The 22,997-nt window shown below is 47.6% G+C and carries 23 protein-coding genes; 9 read left to right on the top strand and 14 right to left on the bottom strand.

What is annotated here, in order from left to right; translation table 11 throughout:
- Positions 1 to 160 precede the first annotated feature (160 nt).
- From GPL15_RS12045 to GPL15_RS12025, 5 genes are all read right to left on the bottom strand, one after another.
- The gene (locus GPL15_RS12045) at positions 161 to 1,663 is read right to left on the bottom strand and encodes a sulfatase-like hydrolase/transferase (RefSeq protein WP_215698918.1); all 1,503 of its coding nucleotides are present in this window, start codon (positions 1,661 to 1,663) and stop codon (positions 161 to 163) included.
- A 132-nt stretch (positions 1,664 to 1,795) separates the two neighbouring features.
- The gene (locus GPL15_RS12040; protein WP_215698917.1) at positions 1,796 to 2,635 is read right to left on the bottom strand and encodes a glycerophosphodiester phosphodiesterase family protein; all 840 of its coding nucleotides are present in this window, start codon (positions 2,633 to 2,635) and stop codon (positions 1,796 to 1,798) included.
- Between the two features lie 75 nt (positions 2,636 to 2,710).
- Positions 2,711 to 3,532, bottom strand: coding sequence for a carbohydrate ABC transporter permease (locus GPL15_RS12035; protein ID WP_215698916.1), 822 nt, complete (start codon positions 3,530 to 3,532; stop codon positions 2,711 to 2,713).
- Complete coding sequence (locus GPL15_RS12030) at positions 3,529 to 4,404, bottom strand: sugar ABC transporter permease (RefSeq protein WP_215698915.1); 876 nt, start codon at positions 4,402 to 4,404, stop codon at positions 3,529 to 3,531. Before GPL15_RS12030 ends, GPL15_RS12035 begins: the two co-directional genes overlap by 4 nt.
- A gap of 40 nt (positions 4,405 to 4,444) precedes the next feature.
- Positions 4,445 to 5,845 (bottom strand): extracellular solute-binding protein, encoded by a 1,401-nt coding sequence (locus tag GPL15_RS12025; RefSeq protein ID WP_215698914.1) that lies wholly within the window; start codon positions 5,843 to 5,845, stop codon positions 4,445 to 4,447.
- A 200-nt stretch (positions 5,846 to 6,045) separates the two neighbouring features.
- On the opposite strand from GPL15_RS12025, the gene GPL15_RS12020 reads away from it, so the two are divergent.
- The 3 genes from GPL15_RS12020 (at position 6,046) to GPL15_RS12010 (ending at position 11,208) form a co-directional block, all read left to right on the top strand.
- A complete protein-coding gene (locus GPL15_RS12020; RefSeq protein WP_215698913.1) occupies positions 6,046 to 7,773 on the top strand; it encodes a histidine kinase in 1,728 nt (575 codons plus the stop codon).
- On the top strand, positions 7,770 to 9,146 hold the full coding sequence (locus GPL15_RS12015; protein ID WP_215698912.1) for a response regulator: 1,377 nt from the start codon (positions 7,770 to 7,772) through the stop codon (positions 9,144 to 9,146). The genes GPL15_RS12020 and GPL15_RS12015 overlap by 4 nt, the downstream gene beginning before the upstream one ends.
- Before the next feature lie 97 nt (positions 9,147 to 9,243).
- Positions 9,244 to 11,208 carry a right-handed parallel beta-helix repeat-containing protein gene (locus GPL15_RS12010; protein ID WP_215698911.1) on the top strand — a complete coding sequence of 655 codons (1,965 nt, stop codon included), beginning with the start codon at positions 9,244 to 9,246 and terminating at the stop codon, positions 11,206 to 11,208.
- 58 nt (positions 11,209 to 11,266) lie between these two features.
- Here GPL15_RS12010 and GPL15_RS12005 read toward each other — a convergent pair whose 3' ends face one another.
- Both GPL15_RS12005 and GPL15_RS12000 read right to left on the bottom strand, forming a co-directional pair.
- The gene (locus GPL15_RS12005; protein ID WP_215698910.1) at positions 11,267 to 11,689 is read right to left on the bottom strand and encodes a DUF2000 domain-containing protein; all 423 of its coding nucleotides are present in this window, start codon (positions 11,687 to 11,689) and stop codon (positions 11,267 to 11,269) included.
- Between the two features lie 199 nt (positions 11,690 to 11,888).
- Positions 11,889 to 12,440 carry a GNAT family N-acetyltransferase gene (locus GPL15_RS12000; RefSeq protein WP_215698909.1) on the bottom strand — a complete coding sequence of 184 codons (552 nt, stop codon included), beginning with the start codon at positions 12,438 to 12,440 and terminating at the stop codon, positions 11,889 to 11,891.
- Positions 12,441 to 12,697: 257 nt separating this feature from the next.
- Here GPL15_RS12000 and GPL15_RS11995 point away from each other — a divergent pair, with 257 nt between their 5' ends.
- Positions 12,698 to 13,330: a Fic family protein gene (locus GPL15_RS11995; RefSeq protein WP_215698908.1), complete on the top strand. Its 633-nt coding sequence runs from the start codon at positions 12,698 to 12,700 to the stop codon at positions 13,328 to 13,330.
- A gap of 82 nt (positions 13,331 to 13,412) precedes the next feature.
- Here the strand turns inward: GPL15_RS11995 and GPL15_RS11990 are convergent, their stop codons facing one another.
- From GPL15_RS11990 to GPL15_RS11965, 7 genes are all read right to left on the bottom strand, one after another.
- Positions 13,413 to 13,631 (bottom strand): type II toxin-antitoxin system HicB family antitoxin, encoded by a 219-nt coding sequence (locus tag GPL15_RS11990; protein WP_252198346.1) that lies wholly within the window; start codon positions 13,629 to 13,631, stop codon positions 13,413 to 13,415.
- Positions 13,632 to 13,664: 33 nt separating this feature from the next.
- Positions 13,665 to 14,384 carry a PHP domain-containing protein gene (locus tag GPL15_RS11985; protein WP_215698907.1) on the bottom strand — a complete coding sequence of 240 codons (720 nt, stop codon included), beginning with the start codon at positions 14,382 to 14,384 and terminating at the stop codon, positions 13,665 to 13,667.
- On the bottom strand, positions 14,377 to 14,712 hold the full coding sequence (locus tag GPL15_RS11980; RefSeq protein WP_215698906.1) for a hypothetical protein: 336 nt from the start codon (positions 14,710 to 14,712) through the stop codon (positions 14,377 to 14,379). The genes GPL15_RS11985 and GPL15_RS11980 overlap by 8 nt, the downstream gene beginning before the upstream one ends.
- A 135-nt stretch (positions 14,713 to 14,847) precedes the next feature.
- A complete protein-coding gene (locus tag GPL15_RS27995; RefSeq protein ID WP_346344955.1) occupies positions 14,848 to 14,949 on the bottom strand; it encodes a hypothetical protein in 102 nt (33 codons plus the stop codon).
- Between the two features lie 47 nt (positions 14,950 to 14,996).
- Positions 14,997 to 16,394, bottom strand: coding sequence for a [Fe-Fe] hydrogenase large subunit C-terminal domain-containing protein (locus GPL15_RS11975; protein ID WP_215698905.1), 1,398 nt, complete (start codon positions 16,392 to 16,394; stop codon positions 14,997 to 14,999).
- A 270-nt stretch (positions 16,395 to 16,664) separates the two neighbouring features.
- A complete protein-coding gene (locus tag GPL15_RS11970; protein ID WP_215698904.1) occupies positions 16,665 to 17,087 on the bottom strand; it encodes an ATP-binding protein in 423 nt (140 codons plus the stop codon).
- Positions 17,087 to 17,434, bottom strand: coding sequence for a DRTGG domain-containing protein (locus tag GPL15_RS11965; protein WP_215698903.1), 348 nt, complete (start codon positions 17,432 to 17,434; stop codon positions 17,087 to 17,089). Before GPL15_RS11965 ends, GPL15_RS11970 begins: the two co-directional genes overlap by 1 nt.
- A 302-nt stretch (positions 17,435 to 17,736) precedes the next feature.
- Between GPL15_RS11965 and nuoE the strand changes: the two genes are divergently transcribed.
- From nuoE to GPL15_RS11940, 5 genes are all read left to right on the top strand, one after another.
- Complete coding sequence (nuoE, locus tag GPL15_RS11960) at positions 17,737 to 18,228, top strand: NADH-quinone oxidoreductase subunit NuoE (protein ID WP_215698902.1); 492 nt, start codon at positions 17,737 to 17,739, stop codon at positions 18,226 to 18,228.
- A 4-nt stretch (positions 18,229 to 18,232) separates the two neighbouring features.
- Positions 18,233 to 18,790 (top strand): ATP-binding protein, encoded by a 558-nt coding sequence (locus GPL15_RS11955; RefSeq protein WP_215698901.1) that lies wholly within the window; start codon positions 18,233 to 18,235, stop codon positions 18,788 to 18,790.
- A gap of 67 nt (positions 18,791 to 18,857) precedes the next feature.
- A complete protein-coding gene (locus GPL15_RS11950; RefSeq protein ID WP_215698900.1) occupies positions 18,858 to 19,235 on the top strand; it encodes a (2Fe-2S) ferredoxin domain-containing protein in 378 nt (125 codons plus the stop codon).
- A gap of 14 nt (positions 19,236 to 19,249) precedes the next feature.
- A complete protein-coding gene (gene nuoF, locus GPL15_RS11945; protein WP_215698899.1) occupies positions 19,250 to 21,037 on the top strand; it encodes an NADH-quinone oxidoreductase subunit NuoF in 1,788 nt (595 codons plus the stop codon).
- Between the two features lie 15 nt (positions 21,038 to 21,052).
- A complete protein-coding gene (locus GPL15_RS11940; RefSeq protein WP_215698898.1) occupies positions 21,053 to 22,801 on the top strand; it encodes an NADH-dependent [FeFe] hydrogenase, group A6 in 1,749 nt (582 codons plus the stop codon).
- The last annotated feature ends 196 nt before the right edge of the window (positions 22,802 to 22,997 follow it).

Raw genomic sequence — 22,997 nt, 5'->3', positions numbered from 1 at the left:
ATTAATTATACCAAAAAATCGCTGAAGTCGTAAGACTTCAGCGATTTTTCTTTAGGACTGTTTTTTTACAGCCCCTTTTTCTTTAGGACTGTTTTTTTACAGCCCCAGTATCCCAGAGAGTGTTTGAAAGCACTCTTCAAACACTCTCAAACCTGATCCATCATTTGGCAGCCAATACCTTCTTCCTCCTCACCGCCGTTTCCATCGGCAGTCCGGTATCATAATCCAGCTGACGCATTTCCCCTTCTTCATTCTCCCTCTGCCTCGTATACCCGTCATTTTCCCAAACCGGCTTTTTATCCGTTCTCCACTCTCTGGCCGCCCACTGGTAGCCGCGGTAAATGTCTCTGGTCCGGTTCATGTGTTCCAGCAGAAGGTCATGAAGACGGTTTCTGATATCCGCATAGGATTCGTCCCCAATCAGATTTTGAATCTCATACGGGTCATGTTCCATATCGTAAAATTCATCCCCGTCCAGCAGATGGACGGCCAGCTTATGCCGCTCTGTAATCACCGCTCTCATCATCTGAAGTCCGCCAAACCCGTCATGATCCGCTTCATACCGGGTAAATTCCGTATATACGCAGTCATTGATCCGCCGGGTGGAATCCAAAACCTGGCTCATCATGCTTTTTCCTTCCATGCACTTAGGAATATGCGCTCCGAAATAATCCAGAACCGTCGGGGCTAGATCGATATGGGAAGCCGGATCATATACGACTTTTCCCTGTTCACCGCCTTTGATGATCAGCGGGACATTGGCGGCCTCTTTATAAACTGTCGCGTTCTTCATCTGCAGGCGGTGCGCGCCCAGCATGGCACCGTGATCAGAGGTATAGATCACCATGGCACCGGGGGCTGTTTCCTTAACTTTTTCCAAAACACGGCCGATCTCATAGTCCACAAAGGAATTGCAGCCCAGAAACAGCGCCAGATTCTGGGACGGTCGGTTGATCTCTTCCACCGGAGCGTGAAGGGCCTCTCCAGCCCACAACTGCTGCATCAGCGGCTTTTTGCTCAGATCATCCTGGAAATTGGGATTGTCATCGAACCGGTATCCCTCATACATCCGGTTAAATGGCTCCGGGCAAAGGGACGGGCCATGGGGTTCATCATAGGACACCGTAAGAAAGAAGTCCTGATCCTGATGGCGGTTCAAATACTCAATAGCCCGGTCCGAACATCTGTGGGCATATGTGAATTCTTCTGTCATTTCCTCATCATACGCCGTGGACTTTTTCCTCGATTTCATCCGCTCCTCTTCCGTCAATTCCTCCAGATAGCATCTCATATCATACCAGTAATCCGGGTCCCAGCCGTCGGGGCATCTGCCGTTTCCAAAGTAATCCCCTCCGTCCAAATGCCATTTTCCCACGTATCCGCAGGGAATCCCGGCTTCCTTCAGCCACTGCCCCAGCGTTTTTACATCTTCCCTCAATGCAACGCTGTTGGTCACCATTCCGTTGGTGTGGGGAAATGTTCCCGTAAAAACCGCGCTTCTGGCCGGGCCGCAGACTGGCTGGCAGGTGTATGCATTTTCATACCGGATCCCTTCCGCCGCAAGCCGGTCCAAGTTCGGCGTTTTCATGGCCGGATTTCCATAACAGCCCAGCATATCTTTCCGCGTTGTATCTGTCATTATCAATATTACCTGTTTTTTCATTTTCCGGTTCTCCTGTGCCGGGGCATGTTTTAACATCCGTTCTCCATCCCCGGCTATAATAAAATCGTAACAGTTTAAGCAGCCGTCTTTCCGGCCAAAAATACCGGTCATAAGGCATCGGAACCGTTACTATCACTCATATTTTAGCAAATACTGTTTTAATTCATAAGGCCAGTCGGTCTGAATGATTCCCACGCCCCTGTCAATCAGGTGCTTCCATCCCGCCTCTCCGCCGTAACGCAGGGATTTTAAGTCGTCATACCCGGCCCCGTATACCAGACGCCTGGCCAAACTCAGGGAATTGCACCAGACTTTGATCTGATGGCTTTTCAGCATATCAAAGGTTTTCTTTTGAAATACCCCATCGGTGGTCTTCCTGGGCAGAATCTCCAAAGCCGGAACGGGTGAGACGCTTTTTAAGGAAACTACCTTTTCCAAATAAGACACGTCCTTCAGCATTGGGATGAACATGCAGTCCGGGTGTTTTTCGGCCCATGAAAAAGCTGATTCATCCTCTATATAGAATTTGAAAACCGCCTGTTCCACCATGTTATGGTACGCCAAAAGCCGGTATACGTCCTCCCAGCAGTCCCAGCATTTATCCAGTACAAGAAGGGTTCTGCCCTGTAACGCTTCCAGAATTTCTTCCAGTGATTCGATCTTTTCCTCGCAGATTTCCCCGATGTAGTTATAGAGATCCATTTCCTTCAGTTCCGCCAGACTGTAATCTGCGATAACGCCCGGAACATGAAACAGCCGTTCCATGGTATCGTCGTGATGGGCTGCGATTTTTCCGTCCCTCGTCTTTGCCAGATCCATTTCCACCAGGTCTGCGCCTTCAAAAAGCGCCAGGCAGAAGGCCAGAGACGTGTTTTCCATTACGCTGGAAGAGAATTTCCCCCGGTGGGATGCGATCATCACCCGGTTGTCATCCGGGTCGCAGAGCTGTTTCCGTTTATCTTTCCAATCCATTTTTTCCTCATTTCCGTTTCCGGCGTATTTAGCCATCTGTAATCAGACTATATTCCGCCAATCTCTAACCCCTGACTATTTCACTGCACTGTCCATCGCTCCCTTTACAAAATATTTCTGCATCAGAATATACATGATCACCGGAGGCATCACGACGATGAACGCCGCCGCGGCCGCCGCTCCCATATCCTGTTTTGTGTCGGTGAAAAATGTGGTTATGGCCAGCGTTATGGTCCTCAGCGCCGGTTTCTGCAGAAAATAAAGCTGGAACTGGTAGTCATTCCATATGCCCACACCGGTCAAAATCACAATGCTGGTGGTGGTCGCCTTCAAATTCGGAAGTATGATCCTGAAGAACACCTGGAGCCTGCTGCACCCGTCAATGAGCGCCGCATCGTCCAGTTCCTTAGGCACCGTTCCGATAAAATTGGTATACATATAAATGGCCAGAGGGAGGTGGAAGGTGGCGGATACGATGATGATCCCCCAAAACCGGTTAATCCCCCCCAAAGCCACCATTTCTTTATAAAGCGGAACTAAAACACTCAACTGGGGCACCATCATCACCCCTACCACAACGGTTAAAATGACTTTGTTTTTCCTGGTGGTGTGCCGTGACAGCGGATAGGCCGCCATGGCGCCCACAACGACGATGATGATTACGGAACACAGCACGATAAACAGGGTATTTCCCATGGCACGCAGCAGATTTCCCACTTCCATCGCATGAATATAATTCAGGATATAAGGCTTTAAGGACGGCATCCATCTGGAACTCCGGTCCGCCGCTTCTTTTAAGGACATATTTACCATGATATAGAATGGGGAAATATGCAGTCCGATTATCAATATGGCCGCCAGCGTTTTCAACATGTTTTGTTTCTGTTCTCTTTTCAACTCAAATCCCCCACCTTCTTTTCAAGGAAACGCCTGACAACCGTGCCGATTATCATGATGAACAGGAAAAGCACAAGCCCTACGGTCGTAGCATAACCTGCGTTCTGATTCTGGAAATACAGGTAATTGATCAGGGTGGACAAAGAATGTGAGGAATATCCCGGCCCTCCTGAGGTGGTGGACAAAATGATTCCAAACAGCTTTAAGCCTCCGATCAGGTTCAGCACAACGCTGGTGGTAATGGCCGGAAGAAGCAGGGGCAGGGTGATATACCGAAGCCGCTGGAAATAGGCCGCTCCGTCGATGGCCGCCGCTTCTTCATAGGATTCCGGGATTCCCTGGAGGCCGGCGATCATGACGATCATGGTCTTTCCCACAAACTGAAGGGCGTTGATGATTACGATGATCCACACCGCCCGCCGCCCGTTGTTCATCCAGTCCACCGGCTCCCTGCCAAAGAGCATGATGATATCATTTAAGGCCCCGTTGTTGTACTGCACCATAAAGTAGGAAATATACCCCATAATTAACGACGCGATCATGGCCGGAAGGTAGACGATCACCCTTGTTAATGTCTGGCCCCTGAACTTCTTCTGAAGCAGAAGGGCGTAAGTGATTCCCACAACCGTTTGGATCGACGTGCTTCCCACCCCGTAGATCAGCGTATTTTTCAGGGCCGTAAAAAACATCTTGTCGCCTGCCAGCTTGGCGTAATTGGCAAATCCCACATATTTATATTTGGCCGAATATCCATTCCAGTTGGTGAATGAAATATGAAGCCCTGACAGCAGCGGATATACCACAAAAACCACCAGCAGAATCAGCGCCGGCAGATACAGGATATCAATGGAACTATCTTTCTTCCGTTTCATTTTTACCTCCATTCCGGAGCGGAAAAAAATTCCGCTCCGGTTAATTCTGCTCACGGAGGGTCTTATAGTCCGCTTCCATGGTCTTTATGCTCTCTTCAACCGTCATTTCTTCCCCGATTAATGCAGAACCCACGGTTCTCATGGTGCTCCACATGCCGTTTGGCAGGTAAGCCCGGTCAAAGGAAGGGTAAATCTCCGTATCCGCATATGCCGCATAGTCTTCCGCAACAGCGCCTAAATCCGGGTTCACGTCCTTTAACGCGGAGCGTTTGCCGCTGGATTCACAGACAAGCTTTATATTCTCCGGCTCTGCCATGTATTTGAGCACCTCCAGACAGAGTTCTTCCTGTTTGGTATCCTTATTGATTCCATAGGCTTCTCTCTCGCCGCCTGCAAACACCGGTTTGTAGCTGCTGTTGAGGGCCGGTACAGGAGCCAGGCCATACCGGGCGTCAGGATTCAGTTCCGCCACAACACGGATCAGGGACGGATCGGATGTGATCAGGAACAGCGTTTTATTCTCGGACAGCCTGGCTGGTATGTCGATGGGATCACAGGTCACGCAGTCCACATTCAAATACCCTTTTGTCTTTAAATCCACCAGAAATTGGGATATGGGCGTCCAGTTGTTCCAGTCAAATGTGCCGTCCAAAAGCTGGGCCGTATAATTTTTATCCGTGCATCCGGCTATAAAAGTCTGTGCAGAAATGTTCATCAAAGCTGCTGCCTGGCGGTTGTCCTTTCCAGCCATAAATACGCCCGTATACCCTTTTTCCTTCCCCATTTCACAAATGGATAAAAATTCTTCCCAGGTTCCCGGAACCGGAACCCCCAGTTCTTCCAGCAGGCTTTTATTATAGACCAGCCCGGCCACATCCATGTTGAGCGGGAGCACGAATATTTCACCGTTTTCATTTTCAATGTTGCCCATGAAGGAAGGTTCGATGGAACCGTACCAGGGCTGGTCGTTTAAGGGTCTCAAATATTCGCTGTACCTCTTCACCGACCATCCGTGGGTAGCGAAGATATCCGGCAGATCGTTGGACGCCATCCGGGCTTTCATGAGCTGTTCGTAATCCGATCCCTGGGTGGTATAACTGATTTTTACCCCCGGATTCTCTTCCATAAATTTTTCCAGGACCTGGTTCACCGCTTTAAAGGTTTCCTCGTTGGCATTGGTGACGATTTCCAGCTCGCCCTTCAGTTCCGGCTTCGCCTCCGCTTTGCTTTCCCCATTCCCGGCGGCGTTTTCATTCTTTCCGGCGGCCGTTTCCGCTTTCCCCTCCGTTACGGCCTCTGTTTTTCCTGCCTGAGCTGCCTCTGTTTTTCCTCCCGGCGCTGCCTCCTGAGTTTTTCCGCTCTGGCCCTGGCAGCCTGTCATCCCCAATACCATTGCTGCAGCCATCCCCAAAAGAACGTAAGTTTTCATTTTCTTTCTCATATCTTCTCCTCCTGGTAATATTTGATATTTTTATTATAAATCCCTATTTCATGCTGTTATATAGCTCATTCTTACGATTCCATTGCACTATCTTCTGATTTTATCTCCCGCCCCTTCAAAGCTTTGCTTTTTAGAGCCTGCTGCATTATATTATAAAGTAGATACTGAAATAAAACATTTATTTTCTAAAGGATGGACCGATGTCAAAAAATAAGTCGTTTTCCCTTCAGCTTTTGAAAAATTTTCTGATCAGCACTTTGATTCCTTTCATGCTGGTTACGACGGTGATCGCCAACACCTATTCCAGAAATTACAACAAGGATGTCCACATTCTGCTGAACGCCACTGTGGATTCCATGATCAGCAGCATCAGCACCTATCTGGACGAATTACAGCAGATCACTCTATTGCCTTATTACAATGATGAAATGTATTATTACCTGAAAAACCTGTCTCTGGATCATCCTTATGAAAATGTCCTGGATGAAATTTCCCTGCGCAGAAACCTGGATTCCAACATGAGTTTTGTCCGTTATAACCGGGCCGACACCAACGGCATCTTCATCGTGGAAGGAAACCGGTGTCTGTATTACACCACCATCAACACTGACCAAAAGACCCTGGTACAGCCCTATGATTATTCCGCCCAGACATGGTATAAAAACGCGATTGAGGCCAACGGGCGCTGCATCATTTTAGGCCCTCACACGCCGGATTATATCAGTCCCTGCGATCCGCCAGTCATTTCCCTGGTCCGTTCCATCATGGTGCTGAATACCAGAGAACCTTTATGCGTTATCAAATTCGATATCAACACCTCCCTGTTTGACCGCATTTTCAATGAATTCAGCTTTCATGTGGATTCCAAAATTATCATAAAAGATGAAAACCAGCAGATCATCTATACAAATGCCCCGTTAAACGCTCAGGACAAAAATGCCCTCAGCCACGATCTTCCCGAAACCAAAGTCAGCCTGGAAGACGGAATTTACAAGACCTATTCCTATCCGGTTAAGGATTACCCCTGGACCATCACCATCCTGCTTTCCAACGCCCAGCTCCGGTCCCGGACCAGCATCGTTTACCTGGCAGCCCTCCTGCTTTACCTGGTGGGTGTGGTTACAGCCGCCCTGTCCTACGTTACGGTTTCTAAAAAAATGGTCCGGGCCATCGACAGCATGAAGTCCATATTCCTGGCCATACAGAATAAAGATTTCAGCAAGCGGTATCACTATGTTTCCAATACGGAACTGGACGAATTGGGCGATTCCCTCAACCAGACCGTGATCCAGCTTGAGAACAAAATCCAGAAAGAATATCTGATGACTATACAGCAGAAAAACATAGAATTCCATGCCCTCCAGTCTCAGATACAGCCTCATTTTCTCTTCAATACGCTGAACAATTTTATCGCCCTGAACCAGGTGGGACAGCGGGATTCCCTGGAAAATGCCCTTTATGAGCTTTCCGATATGCTGCGCTATGTGTTAAAGGCTCCATCCTTAGTGGGCCTTACCATGGAGCTGGAGTTTATTGAAGATTACTGTGCCCTTCAAAAGCTCCGCTTCAGCGACCGCCTCTCCTATGAAATCCGCCTGAACACGCCGGTTTCAACATACCGGATTCCCAAGCTGCTACTTCAGCCCATCGTGGAAAATTCCATTCTCCACGGGATTGAACCCTGTGAACATCCCTGCCATATTACGATCGACGTCAGCTGCGCAGACGAATATCTGGTAATCACCGTTTCGGATGACGGGGTGGGATGCTCCGTGGAAGAGATTCAAAACAGCATCGGCCTGACAAATGTCAAAGAACGCCTTCATTTTTTCAGCGCACAAAGCAGGTTTGAGATGGAAAGCGCCAAAGGAAAAGGAACCCGCACTGCCATCTATTTATCCAAAAACAGTCTGGAGGAACGCCAATGAAAATTTTAATTGCCGATGATGAAGCCCTGGTCCGTCAGTCCATACGCCTGTTTCTTGTGAATCTGGGCATTCAGCAGGAGGATATTGCAGAAGCCTCCAATGGACTCGTGATGCTGGATGCCGTGAAATCCGTCCGCTTCGACCTGGCCCTGGTGGACATCCGTATGCCGGCCATGGACGGGCTCTGTGCGATCCGACAGGCCCAGAACCTGTCGCCTGATACAAAATATTACATTTTATCGGGCTTTGACGATTTCAAATACGCCCAGGAGGCGATCCGGTTAGGCGTCTGTGATTATATCTTAAAACCCGTAAAGCCCATAGAGATCGAAGAGATACTGGAGAAGACAATATCCGCTCTGGAACAGGAAAAATCCCTTCTTTTAAAGGATTTAACCCTATGTGCCGCAGCCCTGTTCACCTTTACCGATTCCCTCATCACCTTTCCGGTTCCCTGTCATCCTGTTTTGCTGACCAACGACATTTACGGGGAGTTCCTGTCCACATCCGAACTCATGGCTGAGGACAATGATAAAATTATAATCATACCTTTTAAAGAGGAAAACGGAACCTTTCTTTTCCTCTTTGAAACTCCGGAATATCCGGCCTATTACAAAAATTATCTGGCTGAACTGGTTAAACGGTGTACAGGCAGGCACACGGTCATTGAGGGAAAGGAGCTGCGCAGCAGCCGGGACTGGATAGAGGAATATCACCGCATGATTTCCATTAAAACAGATCGCCCGGTGTTCAAGCCCCGGAGCCTGTACCGCAGCTCCCAAAGACCGCCCCAACTGCCGCCCCTCCTTCTGGAACTCTGCCGCCAGTGCAATGCCGGCCTTTTGGCCTTAACGGGACGGAACTATGGGAAATTCACCCGTTCCTGCGATTACCTGGCATACCATCTGCCAAAGGCAGGCCAGGAACACCCTGCGGCAGTCAGGAATATACTGGAATTTCTAAAAAATGCCTACAAACTGAAGGAATGTTCCATGGAAACCCTGGAAAAACAGTTTCTGTTCCTGTCCGCAACCATGATGCAGCCTTCTTCTAAGGATTCGGTCCACCACGAAATCCTTTCCTATGTCCGGGAACATTATAAAGAAGATTTAAGCCTGTCCGGGCTGTCCTCGGTGTTTGGACTGTCCCCCAATTACATTTCCACCCTTTTTAAACAGAAGGCCGGATGCAATTTTGTCAGCTATCTGACGTCGCTCCGCATGAAAGAGGGGAAACGCCTCCTCATGGAAACCAAAATGACCATACGGGAAATCGGAATTTCCATCGGATACAACAACACCAGCTTTTTTATCCGTTCTTTCAAAAAGGCGGAAGGGGTTACTCCCAGCGAGTACCGGAAAAATGGCAGTTAACTGTTTTTTATCGCAGATTCCTGTTGTGGAATCCACCGTTTTCAAGGTACAATAGAGGTATGGCGATATAAAAAAATATAAGTCAGGAGGTATTTTTATGGCAAACCATTTTCATGTTTCTCCAAATGGATGCGACACCTATGGGGGCACTTTAACCCGTCCTTTTAAAACCATCCAGCATGCGGCGGATCTGGCGTGTGCAGGGGATGTGATCACTGTGCACGAAGGCATTTACCGGGAATATGTGAACCCGAAACGGGGCGGGAACAGTGACAGTGAACGGATCACCTATGAGGCGGCTCCGGGGGAAAATGTGGTGATTTCTGGCGGAGAGGTGATCTCCAACTGGGAAAAGACGGAGGGAACCGTCTATAAAGCAGTGATTCCCAACGCGTTTTTCGGAGATTTTAATCCTTACAAGGAAGTTGTATGGGGGGACTGGTTTGAAAGTCTGGACAGATGTTATCATCTGGGAGAAGTTTATATTGACGGAAGGTCCATGTTTGAAGCGGCTGGCCTGGATGGGGTGTTAAATCCGGTTCCATTTGAGAAAGCCAGGGAACAGGAATGGTCCCTGCACACATGGTACTGCGAAACGGATGAGGAAAATACCACCATCTACGCCAACTTCGGCGAATTCGATCCTGCGGAACATACGATTGAGATCAATGTGAGGAGGTTCTGTTTCTGGCCGGAGCAGACAGGGATCAACTACATTACGGTCCGCGGCTTCCATCTGACCATGGCAGCGCCTAACTGGGCTCCTCCTACCGCCCTTCAGGAAGGCCTGATCGGCCCTCATTGGAGCAAAGGCTGGATCATCGAATACAATGAAATCAGCAACGCCAAAAACTCGGGCATCAGTCTTGGGAAAGAGATTGAAAGCGGACACAACGAGTGGGTTTTGGTGGGCACCAAACAGGGAACCCAGAGGGAGCGGGACGTGATCATGAACGCCTTACATATGGGTTGGAGCAAAGAAACCATCGGCTCCCACATCGTTCGGAATAACGTGATCCACGACTGCGAACAGACCGGAATCTGCGGCCATCTGGGCGAAGTGTTCAGCCAGATTTATAATAACCACATTTATAATATCCACCACAAGAGGATGTTCAACGGCGCGGAAGTGGCCGGAATCAAACTCCATGCCTCTTTGGACTGCATCATCAGGAACAACCACATCCACAACTGCGACCGCGGCCTCTGGATGGACTGGCAGGCCCAGGGCACCAGGATCACCGGAAACCTGCTCTATGACAACGATACGGAAGATTTATTCGTGGAAGTGAGCCACGGCCCATATACGGTGGACAACAACGTGATGCTGTCCATGAAGAACGTAAAGGATTTATCCCAGGGCGGCGCATATGTCCACAACCTGTTCGGCGGATTTATCACCTGGGAACGGGTGACCAACCGCTTCACGCCTTATCATTATGCCCATGAAACCGGGGTTCACGGCTTTATGACCATTATCGGAGGCGACAACCGGTTCTATAACAATATTTTCACGGGAACCCAGGACGAAAACAGGGAAAAAGAACCGTATGCGGATACCAGCGTCTGGATTCAGAGAGACGCCATGGGACTGTTGGACGGCAGCGTTCCGAGGGGACTTGCCCTTTACAACGAATGCCCCACAGACGATGAGAAATGGTATGAAAACCTGCACTCAGTAGACGAGTTCGCGGACGCCAGACTTCCGATGTACTGCGGCTCCAACCTCTATTTCTACGACGCGCAGCCTTTTAAAAAGGAACCCGGCACCCTTGTATTCGGGGAAATGAAGCCGGAAGTCAAGGTGGTCACCGAAGAGGACGGCGTTTATCTGGAATTCGATTTCGGAGACAAACCGGCTCAGGTGGAGACGGTTACCGTCACCACCGACGTGTTAGGCATTGCATTTGAACCGGAACTGCCCTTTGAGCAGCCGGACGGCACGCCTTTGTGCATTGAGCAGGATTTCTTCGGCAATAACCGGCCGGCAGGAAAGATGACAGTTGGACCGTTTGAAGGGATTGCTGAAGGGATGAACCGGATAAAGGTGGCTAAATTTTAGTAATATAAGTCTGAATCAGCGATGATTATTTCTTTGCAGGCTCATTTGAAGCATGCCGTTATCGCAGCAGCGGCATGCTTCCTGTCAGTTTATTGACCTTTTTCCTGGCTCCGCAAATCGCAATGCCAAGATACTGCAGTTCCTGTTCCTCTGTTAAGTTCATTTTATCTATGAATTCTTCATATACGTTGCATCCCTGGGCCAGCTCTGAAAAATCCACCACCATCAGGTCTGAATAGGCCGGTTCATATAATTTTTCCCGGATTTCTCTTATCAGTCCGGCAGTTCCTTTTAAAATGGGCACCGGAAGAGCTACGATGCCCAAATGCTCATTTCCGTTCTTGTCCCTGACATCCTCTCCCACCACATCCGGCATCTTTTTCCCGAGGGTGATTCCCATAATTGCGGCAGTATTTGCAATAATCCCTAAGGGCAGGTTTTCATCAATAATCATAACGCATTTTTCATTTTGTAAATCCATGTTTACCTCCAAATTAAAAGCTTTATTACGCTGGGGAAGGCAGAAAAGGGCTTTTTCCTGTTCCTCTGGTTCAGTCTGCGCTGGCAGATTGGCGTGATGGATTTATTTTACTATTGGAGAGGGGGAATTTCTTGTATGATATCTTTATTTTGATGAAAAATATGCATTTAGCCCACATTCTAGTACTGGTGATGTTTAATTATCTATATAAAATATATTTCATATGAGTAACATTTTGCTGCAACTGGCTGGAATAACCTACACATTGGCCTACAAATTTGAAGCCGCATTTTTCGATTACGCGTTTTGATTGGTTATTATTCGAGAAATGCTTGATTGTAATGGCATCCAACTTATACTCGGTAAAACAGAATTCAATTACGCTCATAACGGCTTCTGCCATCAACCCCTGCCCCCAGTATGCCTTCGAAAGTACATAGCCAATTTCTTTAAGTCTGAGATTACAATACTTAGGATCATCTTCTGCCCATGAACAATGCAAGCCGATAGAGCCAATAACTTTATCATTGCCCTTCAAAACTACTGCAAAAACATTTTTCTCGGCTATAAATGATTTTAAAATTGTATTTGATATCTCTACCGAATCATGATGTCTCCATCCTGCCATTTCACCACATCCATTAACGGAAGCATATTCGTAAAAATCATCAAGATCATTTTCGTTCCATGGGCGGAGAATCAATCGTTTAGTATCGATTTGTATATTTGTTATATTTATTCGTATATCCATAGTTCATCCCCTTCAAACATATAACTTTTTGTTTCAGTGTATCATAATAAGCGGATTGTTGATAGCCATAGCTGGGCTGAATATTGCATTTCACTTATCTGTTTGTCAATATAGCTTCTATAAAGAAGGAATAGTAACTAGCAAAGTATGGACATCAGAAATACCCTGTTATAAAATAATCCTACATTAAGGAGATACTGTAAACTATGTATAAACAAAAATAAACTATAGATTTCTGAGGGGGCGCAATTGATTTTATGTATGATACAGCAACAGAAATGGCTAAAAGGCTTTTAGCAGATAGCATTTGGAAAAGCGCGAATCTGGAAGGTTTAGGTACTACTTTCCCCAAAACAGAAGCTATTCTTGCTAATATACCGACCTTCACAAAAGCAGAAGAAGTTCTCTTCGTCATCACCTTGAAAAACGCATGGCATTTTTTATTAAATAACTTAGATTTCGATAACTGCATCATGCTGCTTCAAGAATATAATAAAATTGTCGGACTTCTGTCATTCAATAATTCCGGTGAAATCCGAACTATTCCGGTACAGATTGGCGGCACCTTATGGGAACCTGAAATGCCGCAGACCGGCATTATTATCGATAAATTGAGTGAAATTGAAAAAATAAAGAATAAAGAACAACGGGCATTAAAATATTTCTGCTATGTTGCAAGAACCCATATGTTTATTGACGGCAATAAACGCGTTGCACAGCTTATCGCTAACAAGGTTTTAATTGAAAATGATATAGGGATCTTTCAGGTGCCAATTGATAAGTTAGAGGAATTTAAAACCATGCTGATTGACTTCTATGAAACAGGAGAAGATGCCCAAATAATCAGTTTCATGAAAGAATTCTGCATTAGAAGAGTTGTCAGAAATTAATAAACATTAAATAAAACAACAAAATAAAACAGAGCAAGCTTCCTGGCTATGCTCTGTCTTATTTTAATATCCTAATCCTATTTTATGCATACATTAATTTTCCTTTAGGCTCCGGAATCTCCTGACCACGCTCTTTGGCAGTCTCCAGCCATTCGGAAATAATCACTTCGGCATTTTCCAACGCTTCAGCCGGGGTTGTTCCATCAGACATACATCCGGGTAATTCTGGAACTTCTACGAAAAAAGCTTTGTCTTCTTCAGACCAATATATAATACGTTCATATTTATAGATAGACATCATCTGTTCCTTCCAGGCATGGTTTGAATAATTTTTTCACACACCCCGCCCCAGCACTTCCAGCACCCCGGCGACACTCCTCTCCTCCACCCCAACCGTCAAAACCGGCTCGTTGATGTGTTCCAGATAATGCGCATCCGAGTTGCTAATAATTCTGCAGCTTTCCAAATAGGGATTATTCCGCCTCAGCTCATGAAGCTTTTTCAAATCCTTCACTTCCGCCGTTTTAAACTGGCTGTCCGGGGGGACGAATCCCAGATTGCTGATTAAGCTGTTGGCCGTCTTGTCAATATGGGCAGGAAACATCACTCCGCCGTAAGAGCGCACCAGATCCCAGAGGTGGTCAAATGAGATATCCACACTGTTAATCAAAAGCAGGGGCTCTGTCCCCACACACTGGTCGTCCGGCCCGTAAATCTGCTGTTTTCCAAATACTTCCTCTTTATTAGGAAAGGGAAGGAGCCGTTCATAGACATAGGAATCAAACCGGAGGGCTGAGTCAAGATCCGGGAACAGGCAGACTGCGTGCACTTCCTCAGAAGTGTTGATCTCCATCCCGGGAATGGCCAGCACCCCGTATTCCTCTGCAAACTTCATGACTGAGGGGCAGTTTTTGCAGGAATTGTGATCCGTGACCGCGATCACGTCCAAACCTTTTATCGCCGCCATTCCCACAATATTGGCCGGTGTCATATCATCATCCCCGCAAGGGGAAAGGCAGGAATGAATATGAAGGTCATAGGATAAATTAATCATTCATCAGCCGGAAAACAGCCAGCGCCGCATCAAAGATAGGAAGATCCGTCTTTAATACCGTGATCTCCTGCTCTTTGGCCTTTTTAAGCGCCACGTCATCCAGCACAGCCCCTTCCGCCATAATTACCACCGCCGCATCGGCTAAAGAAGCCACGGCCAGCGTGTTCATATTCCCCATAACAGTCACCCAGGCGCAGCCTTCCGGCGCCCTCCCCATGGCGACGCTCAAAAGATCACAGCAAAATGGCTTCGTAATGCTCCGATCCGTCCCATCCCCAATGTTTACGACTCCAAATATATTACGGTCTATTAATTCTTTTACAGTCATATAACCCCCGTTTCTGTCAGAATTTTAATTCCCGGCCTGTTCTGCGCCCTCTGTTCTGACCTGTCTTCTGCTTTTGATGTTCTGCGCTTTTGATGTTCTGCGCTTTCCATTTTCCGCTCTATTTTCCGCTCTATTTTATGCTCTCTTTGTTCTGCATTCTCTGCCCTGCTCTCTCTGTTCCGCTTTTCTGTTCTGTGCACTAGAATACGTTTGAAAATTCAATTCCGTCATCTGCACGCCCCACTTTGCGGTATATTTGCCCCGAATTCGGTCAACGCAGCCCGCTACTCCTTCTCTTCCACCGTCATCTTCGTATCTAACAGCGACATCTCATCGGAAATCCTCTGTATGTATTCTTTCAAAATCGCCAGTGTCTCATCTCCGCCTTTGTCGCCGGATGCCAGGTCATTCGCCAGAATGCTCACTTCCTCGGAAAGTTTATGCAGGTTATCTCTCAGATAATAAACGCAGTCCCTTTCGCTGGCCTCTCCTCTCACAATGTCTTCCGCCAGGGCCTTACAGGTCGGGGCCCCGCAGGAACCGCAGTCCAGGCCGGGCAGGCGCTTGCAGAGGCGTTCCACCTGGTTCAGCCTTGAAAAGCTTTCCATCATGGTATTTCCCAGGTTGAATACCGGTTCGAATTTCACCCCAGTGGTCCAGGGAATATAGGGTTCCGCATCGTGTTCCATGTGGCTTCGGGCCACCGGCATATATTTGCGCAGACGTTTTAATTTCACTTCCGCAACGTAAGGATTTTCCACGGTCAGCACGCCGCCTACACAGCCGCCGTTACAGGCGTTTAATTCCACGAATTTAAGGTTTGTGAATTTCTGGTCTTCCAGGTCTTCCAGCACCCGGATCACATTCTCGATTCCGTCCGCCGCCAGGTAGTTCTCGGTGAACAGGCCGCTGGCTTCTCCTCCGCTTCTTCCCCAGCTGACCCCGATCTTGCCGGAAGTTCCGATCTCCGGCGCATCCGTTCCCACCGCCTTCATGCGGGACAGCAGTTTGGGATACACATCCTTAATCGCCAGCACTTTGTCCACCTGGCTCTTTTCCGTTCCCAAAGGCGATTTCACATAAGTCACCTTGGACGGACAGGGAGAAATGAAAATGATTCCGATATCTTCCCTTGGAAGCCCGGTTTTCTTCACAGCCTGTTCCGCCGCAAGACATGCCGCCACCTCTACCGGCGGATTCAGCGGAAGCAGATGAGGAATTAAATTAGGAAAACGCACCCGGATTAACCGTACCACAGAGGAACAGGCTGTACTGATAACCGGCTGCTGGTCTTCATGTTCCGATAAATACTCCCTGGTAGCCTCTGATACCAGTTCCGCCGCGGCTCCCACTTCAAACACATCGTCAAATCCCATCATCAAAAGGGCATTCAGCACAATATTCACATCATCCAAGTTGTTAAACTGGCTATACAAGGACGGGGCGGGCAGGGCAACTGTGTATTTGTACTGCTTAATCACATCCAGTTTATCATAGGTGGCATGTTTTGCGTGATGGGGGCAGACGCGTATGCATTCCCCACAGTCAATACAAAATTTGCCGTTAATCAGCGCTTTTCCGTTCCGCACCCGGATTGCCTCCGTGGGACAGCGTTTGATGCAGTTAATGCACCCCATACAGAGTTCCGGGTCCAGCCGGACCGAATGATAAAACTTATCCATAACGGAACCTCCTCTTTCTATATTTGCTGTTTTTAGCAGCTAAAATTCTGCCGTAATATTTTAGTTAAATATCTTCCGTTAAATATCTTCTGCTAAATATCTACGGTTAAATATCTTCTGCTCAATATCTACGGTTAAATATCTTCCGCTCAATATCTACGGTTAAATATTTTCCGCTCAATATCTACGGTTAAATATTTTCCGCTCAATATCTACGGTTAAATATCTTCTGCTCAATATTTACCGCTCAATATCCGCTCCGGTTTCTAATCAAATATTAACGGTCATCGTAATCTTGGTTCCCACTCCCAATTCCGTCTCAATTTCCATCTCATCGGAGTATTTTTTCATATTAGGCAGTCCCATACCTGCTCCGAATCCCAGAGAGCGGACCTCGTCAGGAGCTGTGGAATATCCGGCCTGCATGGCCATATTCACATCCGGGATGCCTGGACCCACATCGTCCAGGATCATCAGGATCTTTTCCGGCGTGATCTCCACTGTGATCTCGCCGCCTTTGGCGTGAATTACCATATTGATCTCGCCTTCATACATGGCTATGGCCACCTTTCTGATGGCTTCGGGACTGACGCCCATCTGCTTCAGTTTCCGCTTCACATCGCTGCTGGCTTCCCCCGCCCTGGTAAAGTCGTCCGGCGATATCGGATAGGTCAATGTAATCTTGTCATCCATTAAATCGCACCTCCATGTAATCCGGCCTGGTACAGCATTCCACAGGCGGAGAACATCCGGTGTCCTGTTTCAAGCACTATGAGATCGCGTTCTTCGGCCATTTTTAAAATCGTCTCATCCGGCTTTTTCCCTCTCACAAAAATGATGCAGACAATGTCCAACATCTCAGCGGTTCTGATCACCTGAGGATTGCAAAGGCCGGTCAGCAATACGGAATGGTCTTTGGAAAATGCCAGAACATCGCTCATCATGTCGGAACCGCAGGCACTTTTCACTTCCCGGTCTAAGTGCTCCGATCCCACCAGAACCCGTGCGCCCAATACATTTTGTACATCCTTAACTGTCATATTAATCCTCCTTGCCGGAGCGTTTTAAAGCGCAAATTTTGCGCTGCATAGGCATGCGCTGAGAATTTCAAATTCTCAGCTGCGATTCAAATTTGTGGCTCCGGCACAAATTTTTTGCTGCCTGTTTTAATTGAACTATGCATTTAACATTAACTATAACCCTAGAATATCATCGGTTTTATTAATTATCAACACTAATCCACGTTATTTTTTTCACATTTTCCGTTTTATATATAGATTTTTTCTCATATACATGCTAAAATACTAGGTACATTGCACATAATACACAAGGAGGTTTTAAGATGGCTTGCAAAAAAGAGGGCGTTCCATTTACGGGAACCGCAGAGCAGGAAGCAGCGCTTAAAAAGGTGATTGCTGAGCTCAAAGACACACAGGGTGCTCTTATGCCGATTATGCAACAGGCACAGGATATTTACGGTTACCTTCCTATAGAAGTACAGACCATGATTTCCGATGAGATGGGTATCCCGCTAGAAAAGATTTACGGAGTAGCAACCTTCTATTCACAGTTTGCTCTTCAGCCAAAAGGAAAATATCAGATTTCCGTTTGTTTAGGTACTGCTTGTTACGTTAAGGGTTCCGGAGAGATCTTCGCTAAACTGGAAGAGCTTTTAGGGATTACCAACGGAGAGTGTACCCCTGATGGTAAGTTTTCATTGGATTCATGCCGCTGCGTAGGCGCTTGCGGTCTGGCTCCGGTCATGATGATTAACGACGAAGTTTACGGACGTTTGACCGTAGATGACATTCCGGGTATTTTAGCAAAATATTAAGCCTATGATGACTGAAATTTCATTAAACATATTAGACGTAGCAGAAAATTCCACACGGGCAGGCGCTTCACTGGTTACAATCACGGTAGCAGCCGACTTTTTGGCTGACAGACTGACCGTCACCATTGCGGATGACGGATGCGGGATGACGCCAGAACAGGTTGCAAGGGTTACAGATCCATTTTTCACAAGCAGAACTACCAGAAAGGTGGGGCTTGGCGTACCATTTTTCAAATACGCGGCGGAAAGCACCGGAGGGAGTTTTACCATAGATTCCCAGGTGGGCATAGGAACTACTGTAACCGCAGTTTTTGTACTTTCTCATATTGACCGTATGCCGCTGGGGGATATTTCCAGCACCATACATACCCTGGTTGTATATCACCCGGACACGGATTTCATCTACATTTACCGTTATAACGATAAATCCTTCCGTTTAGATACCAGAGAGTTCCGTGAAATCCTTGGGGATGTTCCGTTTAACGCACCGGAGATTTCAGACTATATTATGGAATACCTGAAGGAAAACAAAACAGACACTGACGGTGGTGCTATTTATTGAGCACTGCTCTTTTGATGCTATGGGCGGCCTATTTGTGACACGGCCCATAGGAAGAATGGAGGCAAACATGAAAAGTCTTGAAGAATTAAGAGCAATTCGAGAGAAAATGCAGGGCCAGGTAGGGCTTCGTGCGGAAGACCACAGCCACACACGGGTGGTGGTCGGCATGGCTACCTGCGGGATCGCCAGCGGAGCGAGACCGGTTCTCACTACATTATCCACGCTGGTTCAGGAAAAGGGCCTGACCGACAAGATTTCCGTTACCCAGACAGGCTGTATCGGCTTATGCCAATACGAACCCATCGTAGAAGTGATGGAGCCAGGTAAAGAAAAGATTACATATATTAAGATGACACCTGATAAAGCGGCAGAAGTTGTAGAAAGACACCTGATCGGTGGCCATGTAGTTGAGGCTTACACACTGAATTCTGCAGATCTTAAATAATAGGAGGAAGCCAGATGTATCGTTCACACGTATTAGTCTGCGGCGGAACAGGATGTACTTCTTCCGGAAGCCAGCAGATTATGGAAGCATTAAAAGCAGAGATTGAGAAAAACGGATTAGCCGATGAGGTTTCCGTAGTACAGACAGGATGTCACGGACTCTGCGCATTAGGACCAATTATGATTGTATATCCGGACGCCAGCTTTTACTCCATGGTAAAAGTGGAGGATATTCCGGAGATCGTATCCGAACATTTATTAAAGGGCCGTGTTGTAACAAGGCTTCTTTACAATGAAACAGTAACTCCTACCGGCGTCAAAGCATTGGCTGACACCGATTTCTATAAAAAACAGCACAGAATCGCACTGAGAAACTGCGGCGTGATCAACCCGGAAGTAATCGAAGAATACATCGGTACCGGTGGTTATGCGGCCCTCGGTAAAGTTTTAACAGAGATGACCCCGGATGAAGTCATCCAGACTATATTAGACAGCGGTTTAAGAGGACGCGGCGGCGCCGGATTCCCCACCGGTTTAAAATGGAAGCTGGCCCGCGGCAATGACGCGGATCAGAAGTATGTCTGCTGTAACGCCGATGAAGGCGACCCGGGCGCATTTATGGACCGTTCCGTATTGGAAGGCGATCCTCACGCCCTTTTGGAAGCTATGACCATCGCAGGTTACGCCATCGGCGCTTCCCAGGGCTTTATCTACGTTCGTGCTGAATATCCCATCGCTGTTGAGCGTTTGAAAATCGCCATCGCACAGGCCAGAGAGATGGAGCTCTTAGGAGATGATATCTTCGGTTCCGGATTCTCCTTCAACATCGACCTCCGTCTGGGCGCAGGAGCGTTCGTATGCGGCGAGGAAACCGCTCTTATGGTTTCCATCGAAGGAAACAGAGGCGAACCAAGATGCCGTCCTCCGTTCCCGGCACAGAAAGGTTTATTCGGTAAACCAACCATTTTAAATAACGTTGAAACCTATGCCAACGTTCCTCAGATCATTTTAAACGGACCGGAATGGTTTGCTTCCATGGGTACGGAAAAATCAAAGGGAACCAAGGTATTTGCATTGGGCGGCAAGATCCACAACACCGGACTTGTGGAAGTTCCTATGGGAACCACACTCCGTGAGATCATCGATGAGATCGGCGGCGGAATCCCCAACGGCAAGAAGTTTAAAGCGGCTCAGACAGGCGGACCTTCCGGCGGATGTATCCCGGCTGAGCATTTCGATATTCCGATCGACTATGACAACCTGCTGGCAATCGGTTCCATGATGGGTTCCGGCGGCCTGATCGTTCTGGACGAAGACGACTGTATGGTTGACATCGCTAAATTCTTCCTGGAATTTACAGTTGAAGAATCCTGCGGCAAATGTACTCCATGCCGGATCGGAACCAGACGTATGTTAGAGCTTCTGACAAAGATCACCAAAGGCGAAGCGACCATGGATGATCTGGACAAACTGGAAGCACTCTGTTACTACATTAAAGAGAACTCATTGTGCGGACTTGGACAGACAGCTCCAAACCCGGTACTTTCCACACTGAGATTCTTCCGCGACGAATATGAAGCGCATATCTTAGAAAAGAGATGTCCTGCAGGCGTTTGTAAGTCTCTTCTGTCTTACCATATCGATCCTGCCAAATGTAAAGGATGTACCTTGTGTGCTAGAACTTGTCCGAATGGCGCTATTATTGGCTCTGTTAAACAGGCTCACGTTATTGATACGGATAAATGTATCAAGTGCGGTGCATGTATGGAGAAATGTAAATTTGGCGCAATCTACAAACAGTAATGGAGGAGAATCAGGATGGAGAATATTACAATTAAAATTAACGGCTTAGAAGTCAGCGCTCCAAAGGGTTCAACCATTCTCGAAGCAGCCAGATTAGCTCACATTGAGATCCCTACCCTGTGTTTCTTAAAGGAGATCAATGAAATCGGCGCATGCCGTATCTGTGTGGTTGAAGTGAAGGGCGCAAGAAGTTTAGTGGCTTCCTGTGTATACCCAATCAATGAGGGCATGGAAGTATGGACCAACACTCCCAAAGTATTGGATTCCAGACGCAAAACCCTGCAATTAATCTTATCAAACCATGAAAGAAAATGTCTTTCCTGTGTAAGAAGCGGAAACTGTGAACTTCAGCAGCTTGCCAAAGAGCTGGGTGTTGATGATGAAGAATACTACGAGGGCACAAAAACCCCTTCCTGTATCGATGACAGCGCCGTACATATGATCCGTGACAACAGCAAATGTATCCTTTGCAGACGCTGTACCGCTGTCTGCGAAAAAGTTCAGGGCATCGGCGTAATTGGAGCCAACCAGCGTGGTTTTGCCACCATGATCGGTTCCGCATTCGAAATGGGCCTCGGCGAAACAAGCTGTGTTTCCTGCGGACAGTGTATCGCAGTCTGCCCGACAGGCGCATTGCGTGAAAAAGAGAGCATCGACGATGTTCTGGCTGCAATTGCAGATCCGTCTAAACACGTGATCGTACAGACCGCTCCTGCTGTCCGCGCCGGACTGGGCGAAGAATTCGGCTACCCAATCGGAACCAATGTGGAAGGCAAGATGGCCGCAGCTCTCAGAAGACTTGGATTTGACAAAGTATTTGATACAAACTTCAGCGCCGACTTAACCATTATGGAGGAGGCCACAGAATTCTTAGACAGAGTTCAGAACGGCGGCGTTCTCCCGATGATCACTTCCTGTTCCCCAGGATGGATCAAATACTGCGAGCACTATTTCCCGGATATGACGGAGAATCTGTCAAGCTGCAAGTCACCTCAGCAGATGTTCGGAGCAATCGCTAAGTCCTATTATGCTGAAAAGACAGGAATCAAACCTGCGGATATCGTATCCGTATCCATCATGCCTTGTACCGCGAAGAAATTCGAAGTACAGAGACCGGACCAGGCTGCCAACGGAGTTCCTGATGTGGATTACTCCTTAACCACCAGAGAATTGGCCCGCATGATCAAACGCATGGGCATTAAGTTCCAGACCCTTCCGGATGAAGACTTCGACGCTCCTCTGGGCCTTGGAACCGGCGCTGCCGTAATCTTCGGCGCTACCGGAGGTGTTATGGAAGCTGCTCTCAGAACTGCGGTTGAGACATTGACCGGTGAAGAACTGGCTAACTTAGACTTTACCGATGTCCGCGGCATGGAAGGCATCAAAGAAGCTTCTTACAACGTTGCAGGAATGGACGTTAAAGTGGCGGTTGCTTCCGGCCTTGGCAACGCAAGAGAACTTTTGAATAAAGTGAAATCCGGCGAAGCCGACTATCACTTCATCGAGATCATGGGATGCCCCGGCGGATGTATCAACGGCGGCGGCCAGCCTCAGCAGCCCGGCTATGTGCGCAACACAGTAGATGTACGCGCTCTCCGCGCTCAGGTTCTCTACGATTCTGATAAGAATAACCCGATCAGAAAATCACACGAGAATCCGGCTATTAAAGAATTATACTCCACATATCTTGGCAAACCGGGCAGTGAAAAGGCGCATCATCTGCTCCATACTACCTATGTTAAGAGAAAAGTGAATGAAATTTAAGGGACATAAAACCTTTTGAAAAAATGGCTCCTGACATGAATTGTCAGGGAGCCATTTTTTCTTCCTGTTCAGGCAGGTAAAATGTGGGAAAATTGGGATTTAATTGAGAAAGATACGCAGGAAAGCGGGACGAGGGGACGGACTGGATGTTTGGATGCGGGCGGGCCCAGGGGAATCCTTCGGGGATGAAAGCCAT

Origin of the sequence: Clostridium sp. MCC353 (assembly GCF_018785315.1) — a bacterium.
In the GTDB taxonomy this organism is placed as follows: Bacteria; Bacillota; Clostridia; order Lachnospirales; family Lachnospiraceae; genus CHH4-2.
Note: the sequence above shows the minus strand (reverse complement) of the source record. Positions and strands in the feature narration are given on the sequence as shown.